This is a genomic window from Staphylococcus sp. HMSC34G04 (assembly GCF_001838765.1).
GTDB lineage: Bacteria > Bacillota > Bacilli > Staphylococcales > Staphylococcaceae > Staphylococcus > Staphylococcus epidermidis.
The window spans coordinates 22,038-40,432 of sequence record NZ_KV838730.1; the positions used below are offsets into that span (position 1 = coordinate 22,038).

Consider the following 18,395-nt stretch of genomic DNA (forward strand, 5'->3'; position numbering starts at 1 on the left):
TCTAAAATTGGTTACTTATATAAAAAATTGTGGAAATTACACAACTCAATAGTAAATATAAAACAAGAGATTAAGATGCAAAACGTTTTATTTCATCATCTTAATCTCTAACTAAGCGATATTACCTCAAAGTATTTAGGGCTTGTTCTAAATCATTAACTAAGTCTTCTGTGTCTTCAATACCAATAGATAAACGAATGAGACCATCCGTAATACCTTCCTTGGCTCTTACATCTGATGGAATGGATGCATGCGTCATAAGTGCCGGTACAGAAATTAGACTTTCTACTGCCCCTAAACTCTCTGCCAGTGTAAAATAGTTTGTTGCGTGAATCACTTGTTTAGCCGCTTCTGTATCCTTAACTTCAAAAGATACTACCCCTGTATGACCACTTGCTTGATTTTGATGTATAGTATAGTTCATATGTTCCTTAATACTAGGATGGAATACTTGTTGAACTTTAGGATGCTTTTGTAACATTTGAACGATACCTTCAACGTTTCGGTTTATTTGTTCCATTCTTAGACCTAGCGTTTTAATACCTCTGATTAATAAATAGCTATCTTGAGGTCCAAGTACACCACCTGTAGAATTTGAAATAAAGCCTAGACGTTCTGCTAAGGCATCATCAGCAGTAGCAACAAGACCAGCTACAACATCACTATGACCTCCAATATATTTAGTAGCCGAATGCAATACGATATCAATACCAAAGTCTAAAGGATTTTGGTAGTAAGGTGTCATAAATGTATTATCGACTACGGATATCAAATCATATTTTTTCGCAATTTTTGCTGATGCTTTAATATCAGTCACACGTAATAATGGATTTGAAGGTGTTTCTACATATAACATTTTAGTTTCAGGTTTAATATATTGTTCAATGTTTTCAATTTTAGTTGTATCAACAAAATCTACGTCTATACCAAAGCGAGTAAATACTTTAGTTAATGCACGATATGTGCCACCATAAACATCAGAATTAAGAACTAAGTGATCTCCTTTATCTAATAACATGATAACTGCACTAATTGCTGCCATTCCTGAACCAAAAGCAAAACCATGCTTACCATGTTCTAAATTAGCAATAACACTTTCAAGAGACGCACGTGTAGGATTTGCAGTACGTGAATATTCGTACCCTTGTCTTAAATCCCCAATATCATCTTGTAAATAAGTACTTGTTTGATAAATAGGTGTTGTCACTGCTCCAGTATAGTTGTCTGTCGTATGTCCCCCATGTATCATTTGCGTTTTTTTATTCATTATTAAAACTCTCCTTATAGTTGAATATTTGTTTGGACATGTATCGATCGCTCCCATCTGGAAAGATGGTAACAATCACACCAGTTTGAATGCTTTTTTTTAATTCCAATGCTCCTTGTAATGCCGCTCCCGAAGAACTACCAACTAACAATCCTTCTTTATTCGCAACAAGCTTAACATTATTAAAAGCATCGTTATCAGCAACAGTAAAAATACCATCTACTAATTCTTTTTCTAAAAATGATGGCCACTTTTCAGAACCAATCCCTTCAGTTGCATGAGGATGACTGACACCACCATTTAAGACAGAGCCTTCTGGTTCTACAATATAATTTTTTACATCATAAGTTTTTAAGTGTTGTGCAACTCCTGTAAAGGTACCACCGGAACCAACACCTGCCACAAAATAATCAATATGTGAAAGTTCATCTGTGAGTTGTTTGGCAAGTGTTTGTGTATATGCCCCAGGATTATCTTTAGTTTCGAATTGATTCATATATAAATATCCATATCGTGTTGCGTATGCCAACGCCTCTTGCTGTGCGCCAGTCATTCCCTCAACTTTGGGAGTACGTCTAACATCTGCACCCAATGCTTTCATAATTGAAATTTTTTCTTCTGCAAATCCTTCTGGAGCAAAGATGATACATTTTACTTTGTGCCGATTAGAGGCAATAGCAAGTCCAATACCTGTATTACCAGCAGTCGCTTCGACTATTGTATCCCCTTCTTTAAGTCGTCCTTCGTCTATTGCTTTTTCAATTAAGTACTTCCCCAGACGGTCTTTGATGCTACCTCCAGGATTAAATTGCTCAAGTTTGGCGTATATTTTAACATTCTCGTCACTAAAGCTTTCTAATAAAACTAATGGAGTTTGTCCTATCAAATCGTATGCAATCATTATTTTTGGTTCAGATGACAACAATGAGTATCACTGAACTTAACCCACTTTCTTTATTTATGTTAGCGCTAATCCTTACTTATCAGATATGAATTATAACTTATGGACATTGTTTTTGCAATTTCTGAAAAACGTACAATCAATTTGTAATTTAAACATTATTTAAAATAAGTATTTTTATTTTTATAATTGATTACGTTCATATGAGAATACTTAACGAAAGTGTTATGATAGGGGTAAATAAGCTAGCACATCGATAAACGTTATCGAATTACATACACTAGAAATGATAAGGAGCTGCTTTAATTATGACGAAACAAGATTTATCTTTATCTGTATTTACCAATGAAAATTATAAGAATCTTCGTTACACATCATCTAGTTTTAGAAATTCTATGTATGATGAATTAGAGGTTAATAAAAGTCGCTTTAAAAACTGTAATTTTAATGAAGGTATTTTTAAGAATATAGAAGCAATTTGTAATTGTAAATTTACAACGTGTGGGTTTAATAATTGTATTTTCGAAGATGTTCATTTTTATAAAAACCAATTTAAAGATTCAACATTTGTGAATACACCATTTGATCAATCCGTATTTAATAACACTTTATTCCAAAATGTAATGTTCGATAGCAATCTCATTCGTAGCGTAAAATGGACTGATATTATTTTTAAAAACGTTTCTTTTAAAAATGTAGAAATTGAAGGAACAACATTTAAAGATGTAAAATTCAAGAATTGTGAGTTCAAAAATGTAATTATTACTAATTCAACTATGTCGCAAAAGTTAATGAATGAATTACAAAAACAAGATGTTACTTTAGAAGATATAGACACTTCTATTTAACATTCATTAACTTGATCTTAAGAAAACAATTTAAGATTATAGTTAAACATTCGCTCGTTTAATGGTGTTAGATATTTCGAATCAACTACATAGCATTCTTTATATAGTAAAACGGTCAACTCCACTAAAAAATGGAATTGACCGTTTGTTTTAGTTTTATCAATAACGTCTCAATGATTTAAAATAATTGAACTATAAATACTAAAATAATGACAATGGGCATGACGAACTTAATTAAATAATACCACGGTAAAAATAGGTTGAATTTGTCTTTCCCAAAGCTTTCTTTTAATAATTTTTTATCTAGTAATTGGCCAACCACCAATGTTGTTCCTAATGCCCCTAATGGCATAAGAATATTAGATACAATAAAATCCATATTATCAAATATAGTACCAGCGCCAAAACGCAAATGACTTAGACTACTAAAAGATAATGTTGCTGGGATACTAATGATAAATACAAGTATACTACCTATGATTGCCACTTTTTGTCTTTTACTATTATCATTTTTAGTAAAATTAGATACATTTAACTCTAATAATGATATAGAAGACGTTAATGCCGCAAATAAGAATAATAGTAAAAATATAAAGTAAAAGAATGTACCAAAAGTCATTTCGCTAAACACTAGTGGTAAGACCTTAAATAATAAGCCAGGGCCTTCTTGGGGTTGGTAACCAAATGTTTTAAGCGCAGGAAATATAGCTAATCCAGCCAAGACAGAAATTAAAATATTCATTACGACAATTGAAAGTGCTGAAGACTTTATCATCATATTTTTAGGTGCATAACTTGCATAAGTAATCATTCCGGTTGTACCTAGAGACAGCGTAAAAAACGATTGCCCTAACGCAAATAGTACCCCTTGAATAGACATATCTTCAACTCGAGGTTGCAGTATATAACGTACACCTTCTAAAGCACCTTCTAAAGTTAAAGATTGTGCTACAACAATAATTAAAAAGATAAATAATAGAGGCATCATTATTTTAGAAGCTTTTTCTAAACCTTTTTCAACACCTAACATAACAATTACCATTGTTATCAAAATAAATATGCCTTGACCTAAAACAGTCAACCATGGATTACTAATAATTGTTTCAAATTGAATATTTGTCAGCGTACTTGATTTAAAAATCGCGATTTGTGCTATGACATAACCTATATATATAATAATCCAACCACCAATAACACTATAAAAACCAAATAATATAAATACGGCTAAATTACCATTCCACCCGATAATATTAAGCCATTTCTTTCCCGTTAATTTCTTATATATTTGCGTTGTATATGTACGCCCCATTTTACCTACCGTAAATTCCATAATTAACAGTGGTAGTCCTACAAATATAGTAAAAATTAAAAACATTAAAAGAAAAGCGCCACCGCCATATATACCTGCCATATATGGGAACTTCCACATTGCACCCAACCCTATTGCAGAACCTGCGCTAGCTAATATAAAACCGGTAGACGTTTTCCATTGTGAATGACCACTCAAATTACCAACTCCCTTTAAAGCGCTAAAGTGTTAAAATGCTTAAGTCCTACTCTATCATGAGTTTATTTTATGTGCAATGTACCTATATATTGTCAGAATAATGAAATACACATTTTTTGATATTTATGGATTGTTGCTGTATTTTTATTCAAAATCATAAGTAATGTGTTGTCCCTCTGTCACTTCTTCAATGTCTAGACTTTCAATGTGATCAACATTAATATAATGTACAACATCTTTTTTAATATATAAGTATGCCAATTCATCAAATTCATCTATGATTCGCGATACACATGTATCGTAATCAGGACCATTTTCAAATGTTTTAAATTCCGTATATGTTTTTCCTGATACAGTTGTATAAGTTAATAAAAATGTACGTTTCATATTCCTACACTCCTTTATTTACTGAAAAATTGGATAATAGATTGTTCTACTTTGTATGCATAATCACCGTATGTCATAAGATGACCACTTTTTTCAAATTTGAGAAGTTCTTTATCTTGACTATTTACATTATCATAAATGTATTGCGCACTTTGAGCATATAATGGGTCATCTTCATCGCCATACATAATATTCACTGGTACTGTAATATTTGCAAGACAAGCCATAATTTCATCAATTACACCTTGAAATACTTCAATTTCTTTATCATAGGACAAGATGGTTTCCATTTGGTGACGACGCTCCTCTTCGCTCAAACTCAAAATTTCATTCATTCGATGCCCATACCTTTCAAGACGCCAAGCAATCTCGCTTTCACGCTTTTTATGTGGGGCTGACATCACAGCTATACGTTCTAAATTAAAATGTTCAGCCAACCTTAAAGTAAATAATCCACCTAATGATACGCCTGTCACATTAATTCTGCTATATCCTTCATTTCTTAAAAATTGATATGCTGAAGTAACTTGTTCCCACCAATCATTAATATTGTGTTTAGTAAATTCCTTAAGCGGCAAACCGTGCCCTGGATAACTAGGAACGTAACAAGTAAACCCCTCTTCATTTAACTGTTGTGCTAAATGTTTTACATCACGTACAGTTCCCGTAAAAGAATGTAATAACAATACAGCTTGTTGACGATGTCCTTTTAAGTAGATTGATTGTGGTGATTTAACTTTCATTTTTACATTCACTCCTATTTATGTAGATGTTGATATAAAATAGACGCCCTGCACTCTCAAGACCGTCTAAAAATTGATATTTTAAAATTTTTCAAGCTACTTTCACTTACTTTTCCCCCAAAAATTTAATAAAGGTGACACTAATATAAATAACGATACCCAAATAATCGCTAAACTTACGCCTCCTACAACGTCAGAAAAATAGTGTGCATGAAAATACAGTCTACTTATTAAAACGCTAATCCAAAATACAATACTTAAAATTGTGATTATAAATTTAAAAGCACGCTGTCGGATTAATGGGATAATAATGATCATAATCATTAAAAAGAATAACGTATTAATATTAGAATGCCCACTAGGAAAAGACCATCCTGTATCAATACTTAAATGATTCTCAGGCCTTGACCTTTCAATCGTTTGCTTAATTAAATAATTAATCAATGCGCCACTAGTCATCGTTATGATTAGCCATATTGCTTGTTGAACCTTCTTGTAAAACATGAGTAGCACTGCAATAAGGATAGCCACAATTAATATAGTCTTAACATCACCAAAGGTAGCGCAAAACGTCATTATGTTGTTGATGAAACCATGTCCAAACACTCTATTAGGATCCCCAAATTGTTTACTAAACCACTCTTGCACGCTAAGATCAACCATTCCCAACCACTGATTATGCGCTAGCACATGAGTAGCGATAAAGCTTAAAAGAATAATCATGCATATTAAAATTGGGATTATCCCTTTTGCTATATTCATATATTTAAAATTCATATCAACACCTATTTCTTTAATATGGTTCAGTTAAGTTATTTTGTCTTCTTTTGAATACGAAATATGTCTTCGCACCTCAAACATAATCATTCTTTCTCATTTTACACTATATCAGTGTTTTATCATTAATTTTACTTAACAAACATTTACTTGAATACTTTAAATGTCTTTAAAATATCATACTCATTACATATACAATAATGTATAATGTGATTTAACATAAAATATAATTTTAATGAGGAGGCGACATATTGTTTACTAAAAAAATATTGATTTATATTGCGCTCCTTATTACCTTAATTCGTTTTTTTATTCCATTACATCCAGACTTTGATACGTTGTTAGTATGGTTGTTTATTCTTTACATAATTCCAATTATTTTATGTATCATTGGCTTTAAATCAGATAAACTCATCGCTACTATGATTATGATTCCAAATTTAATGGGTATAGGTTATCGTCTATTCATCTTCTTTAATGACTTTTTGCATTTAAAATAAAACAGCACTATCTATTAAAGATAGTACCGTTAAATAATTTATTACTCATGTAATGCTTTATCAAAACGATCTTCCAACTTAAAAATCATTACGCGTTCACCGGTTATAGTACTTAAATCACTATGAAAACTTTTCACATTAAGTCCAGTCAAATCTTTAATAATGCGACTCAAGTCCTCTTCACCAGACTCTACAAGTTCAGAACGTGTACGTTTAATATTTAAAAGCCCTTCATTTGTTTTACACACGCGATATTCAGCAGGTGTCAAAATGCCTTGTAAACTAACAATCACCATATCACGAAGAATGTCTGTTTTTACAGACAAAGAACCTCTCCCTAAAAAATCTTTTTCCCATTGCGTAATGGCTTTACTAATTTCAGATTCATAAATACCTTTCGTCTTTTTCATAACTGGGCGACTCCTATTTCTTGATTACTTATAGTTTAACATTAAACTGAAATAATCAAAAAACTTAATTTCTTCTAATGAATCTTTAATTGTTAATCTCACCGAGTATTTTCTACCAGTCTTTCCAACTATTATTTTCATCAATACTAGCAAGTCTTATCCATTGATGATCAACCTTTTGTCTAAAATGATCATGATGTTTTAACAAACGTTGAATATATGCATCTGGCGCTTGAATAACAATTAAAAGCCTAATAGGTGCGTGATACGCCTCTTTATCATTCAGCATTACTGACTGCCATGGTAAGCCATACATTAAATCACTAGCATTTCCTTGCATGACACCTACACCACTTGTCACAGTTTGCGTTGTTTTACTACCGCTTCCATAATAATGAGGTGCCACAGTTGAGGCGTAGTATTGTAAATTAATCCATTGTGCTACTAGTGCCGGCCCAGAAATAATTGTATTTAAAATCTCACCGTCTTCATCCTTTGTCCAATCATAATTATGAAGAAATGCCCGTCCCTCTAGGTTACTATTTTGAGTGATTTGACGTTTCCCAATAATGAATTCAGCATTTCGTGCTAGGCCCCATTCTGGACGAACCTCACTCCAATCGCTAGCGTGACGATGCGCTTCAGCTTTAGGATTTTGGTCAGTTTTTTTTATATTTGGCAATGATGCCAAACGTTCTAAATTAGCTTTATAAGATACTTTTGGCATCACACACTTAAGTTCGTCAAAGGCATTTTGAGCTTCTGTAGTTAATGGTGGAACATAAATATACTCTAACTCATCAACTGACGTTTGATGTTCAGCAGCTATAAACACTGTATGTCTTGGAATATCGATTCCTTCCATCACTAATCCACGTCTAACATTTTCTTGATTACACATTACTGCTAATAATTTCGCATTGAATCCACTCGAGGCACCGCCGCAAGCACCGCATTCTAATGAAGCATGATAGGGATTATTATGTGATTCACTACCGTGTCCGCATAGAACAATAAGTGGGGCAAAATCATCTGTTAAGTCCATTAATTGTAATGCTTTTTTGGAAAATTGAATCTGTTCATCTAAAGTAAAGCCGATAGGTAGTTTTGAATACGCATCTTGCTCACGCTGAATAGTTAACTTACCTGTTGGTTTACGTAGCCATTTTTGTGAGAATCGATGCACAATACGTTGTGCTTTTTTAGGAAAAATTGTGTTAGCTATAGTCGCAATACTTAAAAAAGGACCACTTAATTCTGGTAAAAGTAAACTTGGCAAGACGTTGTTTTTCATTAATTTAAAGTTATAAAACATAGATGTAAGTGTATGTTGTTGTTGATTATAAATTTTCATTTCATGTTGATCAGCATATTCTTTAATACGATATGCAGGTTCTACCATCACTGGTAAAGATGGATGTGCAAATTGCTCATCAAGTACTTCTTTTTGAATTGGCAGACCAAAGAACCCAGCAATTCCTATTGTTTCAAAAGGCCCTTCACTTTCTAAATGTCTTCTAAACGGTTCGGATCGTACATCAATACAAAACGCAAGTTGTACTTTTGCTTTTGCTTGATTAGTATCTTCGGTTGGAACACGATAAACTTCATCAACCAAGCGACGTTCATGCGTTTCTTCCCATGCATCTAACCATAACTTTTTAAAATAAAACGGGCTGAATCGTGTCCCCAATTCAATGTATGCTTGTTGCTTTTTAGATGATAGATTTAACCACTGCTCAACATTCATTTGTATGTTAAATAGCAAATAACGTATTTGCTCTAACTTTTTTTGAAGATATATAGATTTTTTTAATAAGGTTGTATGGTGGTCCTTTAAAAGTGCCATCTCAATTGAGAGACGAATCGCAACATAGTCTGTTAATAAGTAATCATCATTACTATGTGTCTGTGACCGATGATACATGATTCCAGCCCAACCTGGTAAAGATAATAAATGACTCTCAATATATGATTGTCGATATTCTTCTTTTACCCCTAATTCTTGAAAGGCGTACTCTATTGCTTCGGTTGCTTGATTTGGCAGATGTACTAAAGTAAGTCGTTGTTTTTTTGTGAATAGCGGATCATGTTTAACTAAACGTTGCCAAGCATGATAGAACCCTTTTTCTCTTTTTGGCATGGTCCAACTTGATTGAAAGTCATCAACATATAATTTAGACCACTTAATCATATGAGCATCTAAAATATCAATAAGTCGTGTACCTTCCTTTGTGAAAACACTAGCACTTTGCGCTATCACATCATCTTTTTTCTTATAATCCTTAAAATAAGTTTGCACCCATTTTTCCAGTTTCTCGTTATCTTTTGTATCAAAGTAACCTTCTTCAATCGTTTTTAAATTTTTCGCTCTGTGAATATATGTGTTGATATCACTGTCAGATAGTGAACTATTATTATAATGCGCACGATTTTCATCCAACCGTTCTTCAAATACTTTTAAATCTATTTCTTTATTACTAATCGCTCTGTGAATGGAAGACGCATTAGGATAAATGTCAATATCCCCTATACTTTTTAACCAATGTGCCACTTGATCAAACGAAGCATCTTCTAGCCCCTCCCACGGATTACGTGCAGCAAATGTTGAAATCGGTGATAAAGGGGTAATCACACGTTTAGCCTGATTAACTAATTCATTGATATCTGATTGAAGCATAATTTCTATCCTCCTTTATTAAAATCTTTTTAAATATGAGGGATGACTTTCTATAGATTGGGTTTTAGCCTCTCCTACTTTAATAAGCCACAGGTATAACTTCGCAAATGCCTTTGATTCTCTTCGCCGTGCTACCCATATGCTTAACATACTGCCGAAAACTATAATAGCAATCGATAGAATAATACTTATGAGTGGTGGTGAAACAATATGAATATCAACAGTACTTAATGTCGTGAAGAAGTAATGATGCGTAATAATATAAACAAGTGCTACAACAATAATCATACATATTCCGATAATTCTTCCGATGAGTCCATGACTAAAAGCAACTAATTGATTCCATGACACCATTAACGACCAAGCTAATATAAGAGCGCTTAATATATCATAGGCATGTCTATCACTATTCAACCAAAATATTATCGCTATAAGAATAGCTAGTAGACGACCAAATACAAGCCATCCATATGACTTTTTAACAGATGGAGGCGTAGGGATGTTAAATCTTTTAACAACAGAACCCGATTGTAGAAATAATGTCGCTTTAAACACGCCATGCAATATTAAATGTACTATCGCCGCAGAATATGCTCCAAGCGCACATTGTACTAACATAAAACCCATTTGACTTATCGTAGAACCTACAAGTTGTCTCTTGTAATCAACATGCACAAGACTGATTCCAGAACCTAACAATACTGAAATGCTTGCAATAATTAACAACAGTGAAATAGCTATTTCGTCATTAAATACCGGAGAAAAGCGTGTAAGAATCACGCCACCAGCATTAACAATACCTGCGTGCATAATAGCTGAAACTGGCGTAGGCGCAGCTACAGATTCAATAAGCCAGCCTTGAAATGGAAATTGTGCCGCCGGAATAATCACTGCTAGAACAATAAGTAAATTGATACAGAGACGCATTCCATAATTGATTGCATTATCATCTGACATATTCGAATGAATATACCAATCTCCTGTAGCGATATACAATAAAATGACAGCAATCAATAGCGACAACCATGCCAATGTAAATGACCGAGCTGAAATTCTTGCCGCTTCCCTAGGTACCTTCCATAATTTGTTAACTTTAATGAGACGTGTTAACACAAATAATGTTGCCCCCCAAAACATGGTCATTAACCTTAAGTCTCCACTTAACCATGCCAATGAAGCAAATGAAGTAATTAGTGTAAGAAACGGAAAATATTTACGGTAATGCATGTCACCAATTAAATAACGCATAGAAAACTTTTGAATGATAAAGCCTAAAGTCAAAATAAATGTCATCATCAACCAAGTAAGATGATCAACTACAAAAGGTCCAACATTCACCCTTTCACCGAAAAATATTAATCCACTTAATCCCGCAATGATAGGTAAAACAAGTAAATATATATGAAATTTAATATATTGAATGGGCACTTGATGATTCAAAAATATTAATCCACTCAGTATAGCAATGACAAGTGTGATAAAAAACATAAACAAAACAAACTCTGAACTTAACATTGCGTATCCTCCATCTCAAAAAATATTTAAAACATAATAAAAAGCCTACAATAGCCAACCTTTCATATATCATAATGAAAGAATTTAAACTATTGTAGGCTTCAATTTAACTCAAGTGTTTCGCACTTTTATCCTCAATATGTATATAAATCTTACGGAGTATAAATAAATCGTACACTTTATTTAAATAAACTGCCTATATCATTTTGTAGTAAAGTAAGAACTCTTTCCCCTCTATCAATCAAGGTTACTCAACCTAAAATTGCTAAAGCAAGACTTAGTTATTACCTTTTCGAATAATACTATTAATATATTTTAAATGAGCAAGAGTGTCAATGGTTACGCTTCTCAAAATAAGATTCAATTAATCATATAGTAATGATTATTGAAAGCTTAATTACTCAAAGATCCTTTTGTAAAGCTTATGTAAACAGTATAAAGACAAAATAACACTTAGGAATAACTCACTGTTGAGTGAAAAACATGAATCATTCACTTAAGACATTGATATTTTAATTTAGGGACTATGCACATATTTAATTCAAATTCCAGTTACACTATAAATAACAAATTAGTAAGGGAGGTCATTTAAATGGCAGATGTAATCGCTAAAATTGTTGAAATTGTTAAAGGCTTAATTGATCAATTTACTCAAAAATAATATTTAAAAGTTAAGTATTTTATAAGTTAGCTTTTGAATATTCAACAACCATCTCTAAATACATTTCCCTTTTGAAAGGAGGTCATGAACATGAGCATCGTATCAACTATCATCGAAGTCGTTAAAACTATCGTAGACATCGTTAAAAAATTCAAAAAATAGTCTACATTCTACATAGCCACCATCTTTTACGATGGTGGTTTTTTATGTCTATTTATTTTCAGCTCGCTTAAACACCTTTAACCACCCAACATTTACTTCTCTTCATTATTGGATAACTTTTCAAAATAAACTATTGTAATGAATATATTTTTACTTATAATGGTAAACACGGCATCACGTTTATTAAAACAACGATGACTATTGATTCATTTGGTAAATAACGACATCGAAAGGAAGGACAAAATGAAGAAGGGTTCAATTTCAAGCTTATTATCAATTATTGTCACGCTCATTAGTATTTTTATATGTTTTACAACCATGTTTACGAACATCTATAACAACACTGACTTTAACTTTTGGTATTTCCCAGGAGCAATTATCTTTGTTATCTCAATTATTATTAATATCATAGCAATGTTTAAAGGTAATAAGACGTTAAACATCATCCTATTTTTTATTAACTTTTTTGCCTTACTTATCTTTACCACACCATTTGCAATCGTTTAAATGTTGTTTTCAACTGCAAAATAGTTAGGCACAAGTCATATCACATCTTCGCCCGTAGAAATTTTTTGCAACTAATAACTGATTTTGAAAATATGTCGATATTAATATTTTAGGTTTCAATATTTAAGCGGGCAAGCGTCTCTGAATTCAAAGGCACTTGTCCACTTAATTTTTCACGTGAAACAGCACAGTATATTCATTCGTATTACATTTTCATTTAAAATGATGAATCAATCAACTACATTCTTTGATCATACGTCCACTGATACGGACTATCTAGCAATCGCCAATCTTCATCAATCTCATCACTACGAATTAAACATGCATCTAATTCCCGGGAAATTTTTTCTTGATCTAAATCCGTACCAATAATTACAAATTGCGTTTGACGATCTCCATATTCGATATCCCAATCTTCTGCTACATCTTGACGTGCTTCCAAAATAGCTTCCTGCTGGCGCTCACTCATTGTTGCCACCCAGTATGTAACGGGGTGAATATTACAAGATGAACCAGCCTGTGATAACAAACACGCTACATCATTATACTGCGCTAGCCATACAATCCCTTTTGTTCTTACAATATTTTCTGGCATTTGTTCTAGCCATTGATGAAATCTTTTTGCATGAAATGGTAATCGTCTAGTATAAGCAAATGATGTAATCCCATACTCTTCTGTTTCCGGCGTATGTGTCGCATGTCCTCCAGCTGTTAATTCTTTGATCCATCCAGCTGATTCACTTGCCTTCTCAAAATCAAATAATTGCGTATTAAGTACATCTGATAATTCCACTTTAGCATTTACTGTTTTAATCATTTTAGCTTCGGGTTGCAATGCACGTAATACATTTTCTAATTTTTCTAAAGCTTCGTCGCTAATCAAATCGATTTTATTGATAATCATCACATCACAAAATTCTACTTGATCAATGAGTAAGTCAGCAATAGTACGCTCATCTTCATTATCAACACTTTCATCACGGTCTGCCAATAAATCTTCACTACGAATATCGTTAACAAAGCGATTCGCATCTACAACCGTCACCATTGTATCTAATCGACATATAGAGGTTAAATCAATACCTAATTCTTCATCTATGTATGAGAACGTTTGAGCTACCGGCACAGGCTCAGATATTCCAGTTGATTCAATTACAATTTGGTCGATACCCCCTTTGCGAATTAAGCGTTCGACTTCTCGTAACAAATCGTCTCTTAAAGTACAACATATACATCCATTAGAAAGTTCTACTAATTTCTCATCTGTTCTAGATAAGCCGCCACCTTGTGCTACTAAATCCTTATCAATATTAACTTCACTCATATCATTGACTATAACAGCAATGCGACGCCCTTCTCTATTTTTTAAGATATGATTAAGTAATGTCGTTTTGCCCGACCCTAAATATCCACTTAATACAGTTACAGGTATTTTCGCCATTTCAAGAACCCTCTCTTTTGTAAATAGTAATTATTACGTTTTACATTCTATAGAAAGTTCCTACTTTTATCAATACTCAATTTTTTTAAAATTGAATAAACGTTATTAAATAAAAAAAGCTAGTTGGAATCATTATAAATTTCCAACTAACTAAGATTAAAATATTACAATTATATATGTTCATCTAAAAAGTAATTAAATACCCAAATGATACCATTGAGATGGTCTTTTACCTCTGCATGATAGGCATTAAAAAAAGTTTTATTGAGTTTCACTTTAGCATGACCACCATCATCAATTAACCTTTTATAGACACGCTCCAACTCTTCTAATGAATCACATTCAATAATAAGATGAGGATTTTTAGAAACGGGATGCTTATGAAACGTATCGGAGAAATGAACGAACGTTTCATCACCAATAATAAGTTGGGCATGATAAGTTCGACCATCTTTACCCATAAGTATTTCTGTTTGAGCATTAAATACATCTTTGTAATAACATAAAGATTTATCTACGTCCTTAACGTAAATAAACGGGCTTACATTCTTCATAATTTCCTCCTTTTTTTATTTATTAACACATTTAGACACACTTTCATCAATTTAAACTAATCATTTTCGGGATTATTGCAAATTAATACAATAAAACCACTCCTCAATGGAGTGGCTACTTTTCTATTTTTTAGGTTCACCGTTGACTAGCACACTATTTAAAAAGTTGAGAAATTGTATTACGAATTGAATTGAATCGTTCATAATCTACATCTCCTCTCAATACTTTTTTAACACTTTTATTATAAAACGTTTATGCTTCAACATACTAAATTTGCCTAACTGTATATTTTTCATACTCAAGTGTCAAATAAATGGTGTGATATTATTTTGTTCAACTACATTTCTTCTAATATTTAAGAGTTGCACGCATACATATTAACAAAAATATTTTCTCTAACTTTGAATAGAAAATATTCTGTTCATTTTATGTATTCACATAATCGTGAAATCATCTATGACTTTGATCAATTTTCAAATCGCCTAGTCTTAGCGCTCATCATTGTATACTCAGTTATGTCATTGTGTCCCGTTCTAACATTTGCTTTTTAGTAATAATGGGGTACTTTTTGAAAACAATAGACCCTACAATACCAGCAATAGTTCCTATAATCGCCATAACCACACCATAGATAATCACTTTCGTTAAACTATTAAAACCAAACATCACTAAAAAACCTGCAATAGGTGTAGCAGTGCCAGTTGCATTATTAATCATACCTGACCAAGCAATTATAATACCGGCAATTGCCCCACCAAAGAAATTAGTGACATAAATAGGAATAGGATTAGCGGAAACAATATCAGCTTGAGAAAGCGGTTCGATTCCGACTGAAATGGTTGATTTACGGTCTCCCAATTTCAAACGATGGAACAATGCACTATTCATAAACGCGGAACTAAATGCGGCCATAGCACCTATGGCCATAGGCGCACCCGTTAAACCAAGCAATGCAGTGAGAGCCATTGAACTTAATGGAGCAGTACCTACTACTGTAATAATACCTCCCAATACAATTCCCATAATCAACGGGTTAGTGTCAGTACTACTTTGTATAATATCCCCAATTTTAATTAACGTGTTATTAACCACTGGCGTCAATCCAGTAGCAATTAATCGAGCAATAGGTGCAAGTATAACAATTGAACCAATTAAATCAATACCGTCTGGCACATATTTTTCTGTATACTTCATCATATAACCTACAATATACCCAGCGAAAAATCCCGGTAATAAATCCATACCTCCACAAGCTGCCCCAATAACAAGTGCATAAACTGGGGATACGCCAATCGCTAATGCGGTTAATCCAGCCGCAGCCACACCACCTAAACCTCCAGCAGCATCTCCTAATTCTTCTAAGAATTTAATACCAAATACTTGTCCACCCACATATTTATTGAAAGCTTCAACTAAAAACGAAGCAATTGCCGCATTCGCTAAAGCACCCATCGCTTTCATCCCACTGGGTGCCTTGTATGTAAATAGAGTAAAAATAACTAAAACTAAAATTAAAAATAAAGTACCTATAAGTAAATCCATATCAAACATTCCCCCATTTATTTAAAATTTTCAGATTTTTTAGAAAACAACTATAAAATACATAGTACCAAAAAAATATACCTTTGAGGAGAATTTTTTGATAAATAGAAAATATTCATTAAATTAAATAAAGTTAAATAGTAAAACATTGTAACAAGTGAGTCATTTAGTTCGATGATTGATCAATCTCTATTATATACATTGATTCTCTTTAATGCGCTTGAACAAAACATTATCAAATCGGTTTCTTAATAAACTTGATTCTCTTATTAAAATGTTCAAAACGAAACTAAAATATGCAATCATAAACCCATATCACATAAAAAAGCTAGAAACACTTTTGTTTTAGTATTTCTAGCTTTTAAAATGATTATTTTGTTATTCCCACTCGATGATATGTAATTTTTACATGTATTTTCTACTATTTATATACGTTGTCATATTAGAGTTTTATAGATACTTCTTTTTTATAGATTGCTATTAATTTTTAAATAACGTATTCAAAACAAAAACGATTTATTTAACTTGCCCGTATGCTAACTATTTAATGCTTTTGCCTATGTTTCATACATATACTATTTTTTATCCTTATTTAAAGTAAGATAAATATATAGCTACACTAACCATGAACAATGCAATTACTCCATGTAATATTAAATTAATCATTATCATTTTTCTATTCAAGTTTTTATTACGGTTCATTCTTCTATAATTCATATTGTATAAAAGTGTATTAATAACAGAATATATGATTATAAACAATATACCTAATAGAATAGCATCGTATATATTCAATATAGTTTACCTCTTTTGTTTAATAAACTATCTCAACTGTAAAATTGTTAGTCGATTCTCTCAATGCTTTAGAATGCGTCTCTCAGCGTCTTAAATTACAAAAATGCCACTTATAGTGGTGTAGAATTTAATATAGAAGTTATTTATTTAATAAGAACACTACTTAAACAGCTCTTCATTAAAGTACAAATAAACTAATAAGCCTATAGGAACACCTAATAAAGGAGTTGTAAATATGCTTGCTAAGAATATGTAAAATACTAAATAACATACATCGTCAGCTTTCCATTTCTTGTTTACTAAATATCTCCATATTTCTTTAATGCTCACACGAAAACCACCTTTTTAATATGTAATAAAATTCTGTTCACTCTTACATATATCATAATGTTGCTATAAATTAAATAAGCATTTTATTGATTTTAACAATCGAATTTATATTCATTTTCTTATTCCCGATGCCACATAGCACTTATTTAAAATAAAAACGCCACTCGTAAGTGACGTTTGAAAAGATATATTTAACTTGGCAGTGTGTGAATTTTTAATCCCTTATATACTTAGCTAAAGGCAGAGGCTATGCACTCAAAACAATCACTAATACTGTTTTGTAAAATTGGCGTGCATATTTGTCTTAAAGTTTCACTATCGCTCATCTTTACCACTCCTAACAAGAATATAATTAAAATTATAGATGCTAAAAGGTCAGAATGAGTACTAGCAACTACCTCGAGCCAATGCCATTGGCTAAATATATAAAGGTTATTACTAGTTAACTATACCACTTAATTCTTTTTTTAAACATTAAAGAGCTCATTTAAAAAACTCCAATTTAGTAATCTGTCTATTTATTTAAGGGATCAACAAAACACAAAACCTTTAACCATATCGCTAAATCAACAAGCTGATAAATGCTGCAATCCTAAATTAGGACTACACCCGTGTAATAACACATATCTAAATTGGTAATGTATCTATGTATCGAAGCGGTTTGCTGTATTCACTTACTAACGTCGCAAGCTGCTACACATGGGGTAGCGTTTCACGACACCATGAATAAGGAAGCATTTCGTTTATTCCCCACTTAGACCACATTACAAAGGGCGTCGTGTTTCCCTACTCTCTTTATCGAATACTTATGTAGCTAACGTCACAAATTGTTACGTCAGCTCATGCACTAAAATACTTCAAAATTGT

19 protein-coding genes are annotated in these 18,395 nt (G+C 32.3%); 6 read left to right on the forward strand and 13 right to left on the reverse strand.

From position 1 onward, the window contains the following. Positions 1-121: 121 nt before the first annotated feature. Positions 122-1,267: a bifunctional cystathionine gamma-lyase/homocysteine desulfhydrase gene (locus HMPREF3241_RS05985; RefSeq protein ID WP_002447726.1), complete on the reverse strand. Its 1,146-nt coding sequence runs from the start codon at positions 1,265-1,267 to the stop codon at positions 122-124. Further along, complete coding sequence (locus HMPREF3241_RS05990; protein WP_002447725.1) at positions 1,260-2,168, reverse strand: PLP-dependent cysteine synthase family protein; 909 nt, start codon at positions 2,166-2,168, stop codon at positions 1,260-1,262. Before HMPREF3241_RS05990 ends, HMPREF3241_RS05985 begins: the two co-directional genes overlap by 8 nt. A 308-nt stretch (positions 2,169-2,476) precedes the next feature. On the opposite strand from HMPREF3241_RS05990, the gene HMPREF3241_RS05995 reads away from it, so the two are divergent. Next, positions 2,477-3,016 (forward strand): pentapeptide repeat-containing protein, encoded by a 540-nt coding sequence (locus tag HMPREF3241_RS05995; protein ID WP_002447724.1) that lies wholly within the window; start codon positions 2,477-2,479, stop codon positions 3,014-3,016. A gap of 178 nt (positions 3,017-3,194) precedes the next feature. On the opposite strand, the gene HMPREF3241_RS06000 is transcribed toward HMPREF3241_RS05995, so the two are convergent. The 4 genes from HMPREF3241_RS06000 to HMPREF3241_RS06015 all read right to left on the reverse strand — a co-directional run bounded on the left by HMPREF3241_RS06000 (position 3,195) and on the right by HMPREF3241_RS06015 (position 6,430). Beyond that, a complete protein-coding gene (locus tag HMPREF3241_RS06000; RefSeq protein ID WP_038812568.1) occupies positions 3,195-4,523 on the reverse strand; it encodes a sodium-dependent transporter in 1,329 nt (442 codons plus the stop codon). 144 nt (positions 4,524-4,667) lie between these two features. Next, positions 4,668-4,910, reverse strand: coding sequence for a hypothetical protein (locus HMPREF3241_RS06005; RefSeq protein WP_001829367.1), 243 nt, complete (start codon positions 4,908-4,910; stop codon positions 4,668-4,670). 14 nt (positions 4,911-4,924) lie between these two features. Then, positions 4,925-5,653: an alpha/beta hydrolase gene (locus HMPREF3241_RS06010; protein ID WP_002447722.1), complete on the reverse strand. Its 729-nt coding sequence runs from the start codon at positions 5,651-5,653 to the stop codon at positions 4,925-4,927. 102 nt (positions 5,654-5,755) lie between these two features. Next, complete coding sequence (locus HMPREF3241_RS06015; protein WP_070853539.1) at positions 5,756-6,430, reverse strand: phosphatase PAP2 family protein; 675 nt, start codon at positions 6,428-6,430, stop codon at positions 5,756-5,758. 251 nt (positions 6,431-6,681) lie between these two features. Here HMPREF3241_RS06015 and HMPREF3241_RS06020 point away from each other — a divergent pair, with 251 nt between their 5' ends. Next, positions 6,682-6,930, forward strand: a complete 249-nt coding sequence (locus HMPREF3241_RS06020) for a hypothetical protein (protein ID WP_001829374.1) — start codon at positions 6,682-6,684, stop codon at positions 6,928-6,930. A 41-nt stretch (positions 6,931-6,971) separates the two neighbouring features. On the opposite strand, the gene HMPREF3241_RS06025 is transcribed toward HMPREF3241_RS06020, so the two are convergent. From HMPREF3241_RS06025 to HMPREF3241_RS06035, 3 genes are all read right to left on the reverse strand, one after another. Beyond that, on the reverse strand, positions 6,972-7,340 hold the full coding sequence (locus HMPREF3241_RS06025; RefSeq protein ID WP_001829349.1) for a Na-translocating system protein MpsC family protein: 369 nt from the start codon (positions 7,338-7,340) through the stop codon (positions 6,972-6,974). A gap of 112 nt (positions 7,341-7,452) precedes the next feature. Continuing rightward, positions 7,453-10,020 carry a DUF2309 domain-containing protein gene (locus tag HMPREF3241_RS06030; RefSeq protein WP_038812567.1) on the reverse strand — a complete coding sequence of 856 codons (2,568 nt, stop codon included), beginning with the start codon at positions 10,018-10,020 and terminating at the stop codon, positions 7,453-7,455. 18 nt (positions 10,021-10,038) lie between these two features. Continuing rightward, entirely contained in the window at positions 10,039-11,535 is a 1,497-nt protein-coding gene (locus HMPREF3241_RS06035; RefSeq protein ID WP_038812566.1) for an NADH dehydrogenase subunit 5, read from the reverse strand. A 592-nt stretch (positions 11,536-12,127) separates the two neighbouring features. Between HMPREF3241_RS06035 and HMPREF3241_RS13350 the strand changes: the two genes are divergently transcribed. The 3 genes from HMPREF3241_RS13350 to HMPREF3241_RS06040 all read left to right on the forward strand — a co-directional run bounded on the left by HMPREF3241_RS13350 (position 12,128) and on the right by HMPREF3241_RS06040 (position 12,865). Further along, complete coding sequence (locus HMPREF3241_RS13350; protein ID WP_096824640.1) at positions 12,128-12,196, forward strand: alpha-1/alpha-2 family phenol-soluble modulin; 69 nt, start codon at positions 12,128-12,130, stop codon at positions 12,194-12,196. Between the two features lie 90 nt (positions 12,197-12,286). Continuing rightward, positions 12,287-12,358 (forward strand): phenol-soluble modulin PSM-delta, encoded by a 72-nt coding sequence (locus HMPREF3241_RS12755; protein ID WP_087587975.1) that lies wholly within the window; start codon positions 12,287-12,289, stop codon positions 12,356-12,358. A gap of 243 nt (positions 12,359-12,601) precedes the next feature. Further along, entirely contained in the window at positions 12,602-12,865 is a 264-nt protein-coding gene (locus tag HMPREF3241_RS06040) for a hypothetical protein (protein WP_002486472.1), read from the forward strand. A gap of 238 nt (positions 12,866-13,103) precedes the next feature. Here HMPREF3241_RS06040 and HMPREF3241_RS06045 read toward each other — a convergent pair whose 3' ends face one another. From HMPREF3241_RS06045 to HMPREF3241_RS06055, 3 genes are all read right to left on the reverse strand, one after another. Next, positions 13,104-14,306 carry a GTP-binding protein gene (locus HMPREF3241_RS06045; protein WP_070853540.1) on the reverse strand — a complete coding sequence of 401 codons (1,203 nt, stop codon included), beginning with the start codon at positions 14,304-14,306 and terminating at the stop codon, positions 13,104-13,106. Positions 14,307-14,476: 170 nt separating this feature from the next. Further along, entirely contained in the window at positions 14,477-14,860 is a 384-nt protein-coding gene (locus HMPREF3241_RS06050) for a VOC family protein (protein WP_002447716.1), read from the reverse strand. Between the two features lie 514 nt (positions 14,861-15,374). Then, the gene (locus tag HMPREF3241_RS06055; protein WP_225307998.1) at positions 15,375-16,358 is read right to left on the reverse strand and encodes a PTS sugar transporter subunit IIC; all 984 of its coding nucleotides are present in this window, start codon (positions 16,356-16,358) and stop codon (positions 15,375-15,377) included. Here HMPREF3241_RS06055 and HMPREF3241_RS13155 point away from each other — a divergent pair. After that, positions 16,312-16,428 (forward strand): hypothetical protein, encoded by a 117-nt coding sequence (locus tag HMPREF3241_RS13155; RefSeq protein ID WP_371091744.1) that lies wholly within the window; start codon positions 16,312-16,314, stop codon positions 16,426-16,428. The genes HMPREF3241_RS06055 and HMPREF3241_RS13155 overlap by 47 nt on opposite strands. A gap of 929 nt (positions 16,429-17,357) precedes the next feature. On the opposite strand, the gene HMPREF3241_RS12760 is transcribed toward HMPREF3241_RS13155, so the two are convergent. Next, entirely contained in the window at positions 17,358-17,528 is a 171-nt protein-coding gene (locus tag HMPREF3241_RS12760) for a VraH family peptide resistance protein (RefSeq protein WP_002447712.1), read from the reverse strand. Positions 17,529-18,395: the final 867 nt, after the last annotated feature.

What these genes read in the sequence shown, in the direction of transcription:
- HMPREF3241_RS05985 (WP_002447726.1), bottom strand. Translation starts at nt 1,267, where the DNA reads ATGAATAAAAAAACGCAAATGATACATGGGGGACATACGACAGACAAC.
- HMPREF3241_RS05990 (WP_002447725.1), bottom strand. Translation starts at nt 2,168, where the DNA reads ATGATTGCATACGATTTGATAGGACAAACTCCATTAGTTTTATTAGAA.
- HMPREF3241_RS05995 (WP_002447724.1), top strand. Translation starts at nt 2,477, where the DNA reads ATGACGAAACAAGATTTATCTTTATCTGTATTTACCAATGAAAATTAT.
- HMPREF3241_RS06005 (WP_001829367.1), bottom strand. Translation starts at nt 4,910, where the DNA reads ATGAAACGTACATTTTTATTAACTTATACAACTGTATCAGGAAAAACA.
- HMPREF3241_RS06010 (WP_002447722.1), bottom strand. Translation starts at nt 5,653, where the DNA reads ATGAAAGTTAAATCACCACAATCAATCTACTTAAAAGGACATCGTCAA.
- HMPREF3241_RS06015 (WP_070853539.1), bottom strand. Translation starts at nt 6,430, where the DNA reads ATGAATTTTAAATATATGAATATAGCAAAAGGGATAATCCCAATTTTA.
- HMPREF3241_RS06025 (WP_001829349.1), bottom strand. Translation starts at nt 7,340, where the DNA reads ATGAAAAAGACGAAAGGTATTTATGAATCTGAAATTAGTAAAGCCATT.
- HMPREF3241_RS06030 (WP_038812567.1), bottom strand. Translation starts at nt 10,020, where the DNA reads ATGCTTCAATCAGATATCAATGAATTAGTTAATCAGGCTAAACGTGTG.
- HMPREF3241_RS06035 (WP_038812566.1), bottom strand. Translation starts at nt 11,535, where the DNA reads ATGTTAAGTTCAGAGTTTGTTTTGTTTATGTTTTTTATCACACTTGTC.
- HMPREF3241_RS06040 (WP_002486472.1), top strand. Translation starts at nt 12,602, where the DNA reads ATGAAGAAGGGTTCAATTTCAAGCTTATTATCAATTATTGTCACGCTC.
- HMPREF3241_RS06045 (WP_070853540.1), bottom strand. Translation starts at nt 14,306, where the DNA reads ATGGCGAAAATACCTGTAACTGTATTAAGTGGATATTTAGGGTCGGGC.
- HMPREF3241_RS06050 (WP_002447716.1), bottom strand. Translation starts at nt 14,860, where the DNA reads ATGAAGAATGTAAGCCCGTTTATTTACGTTAAGGACGTAGATAAATCT.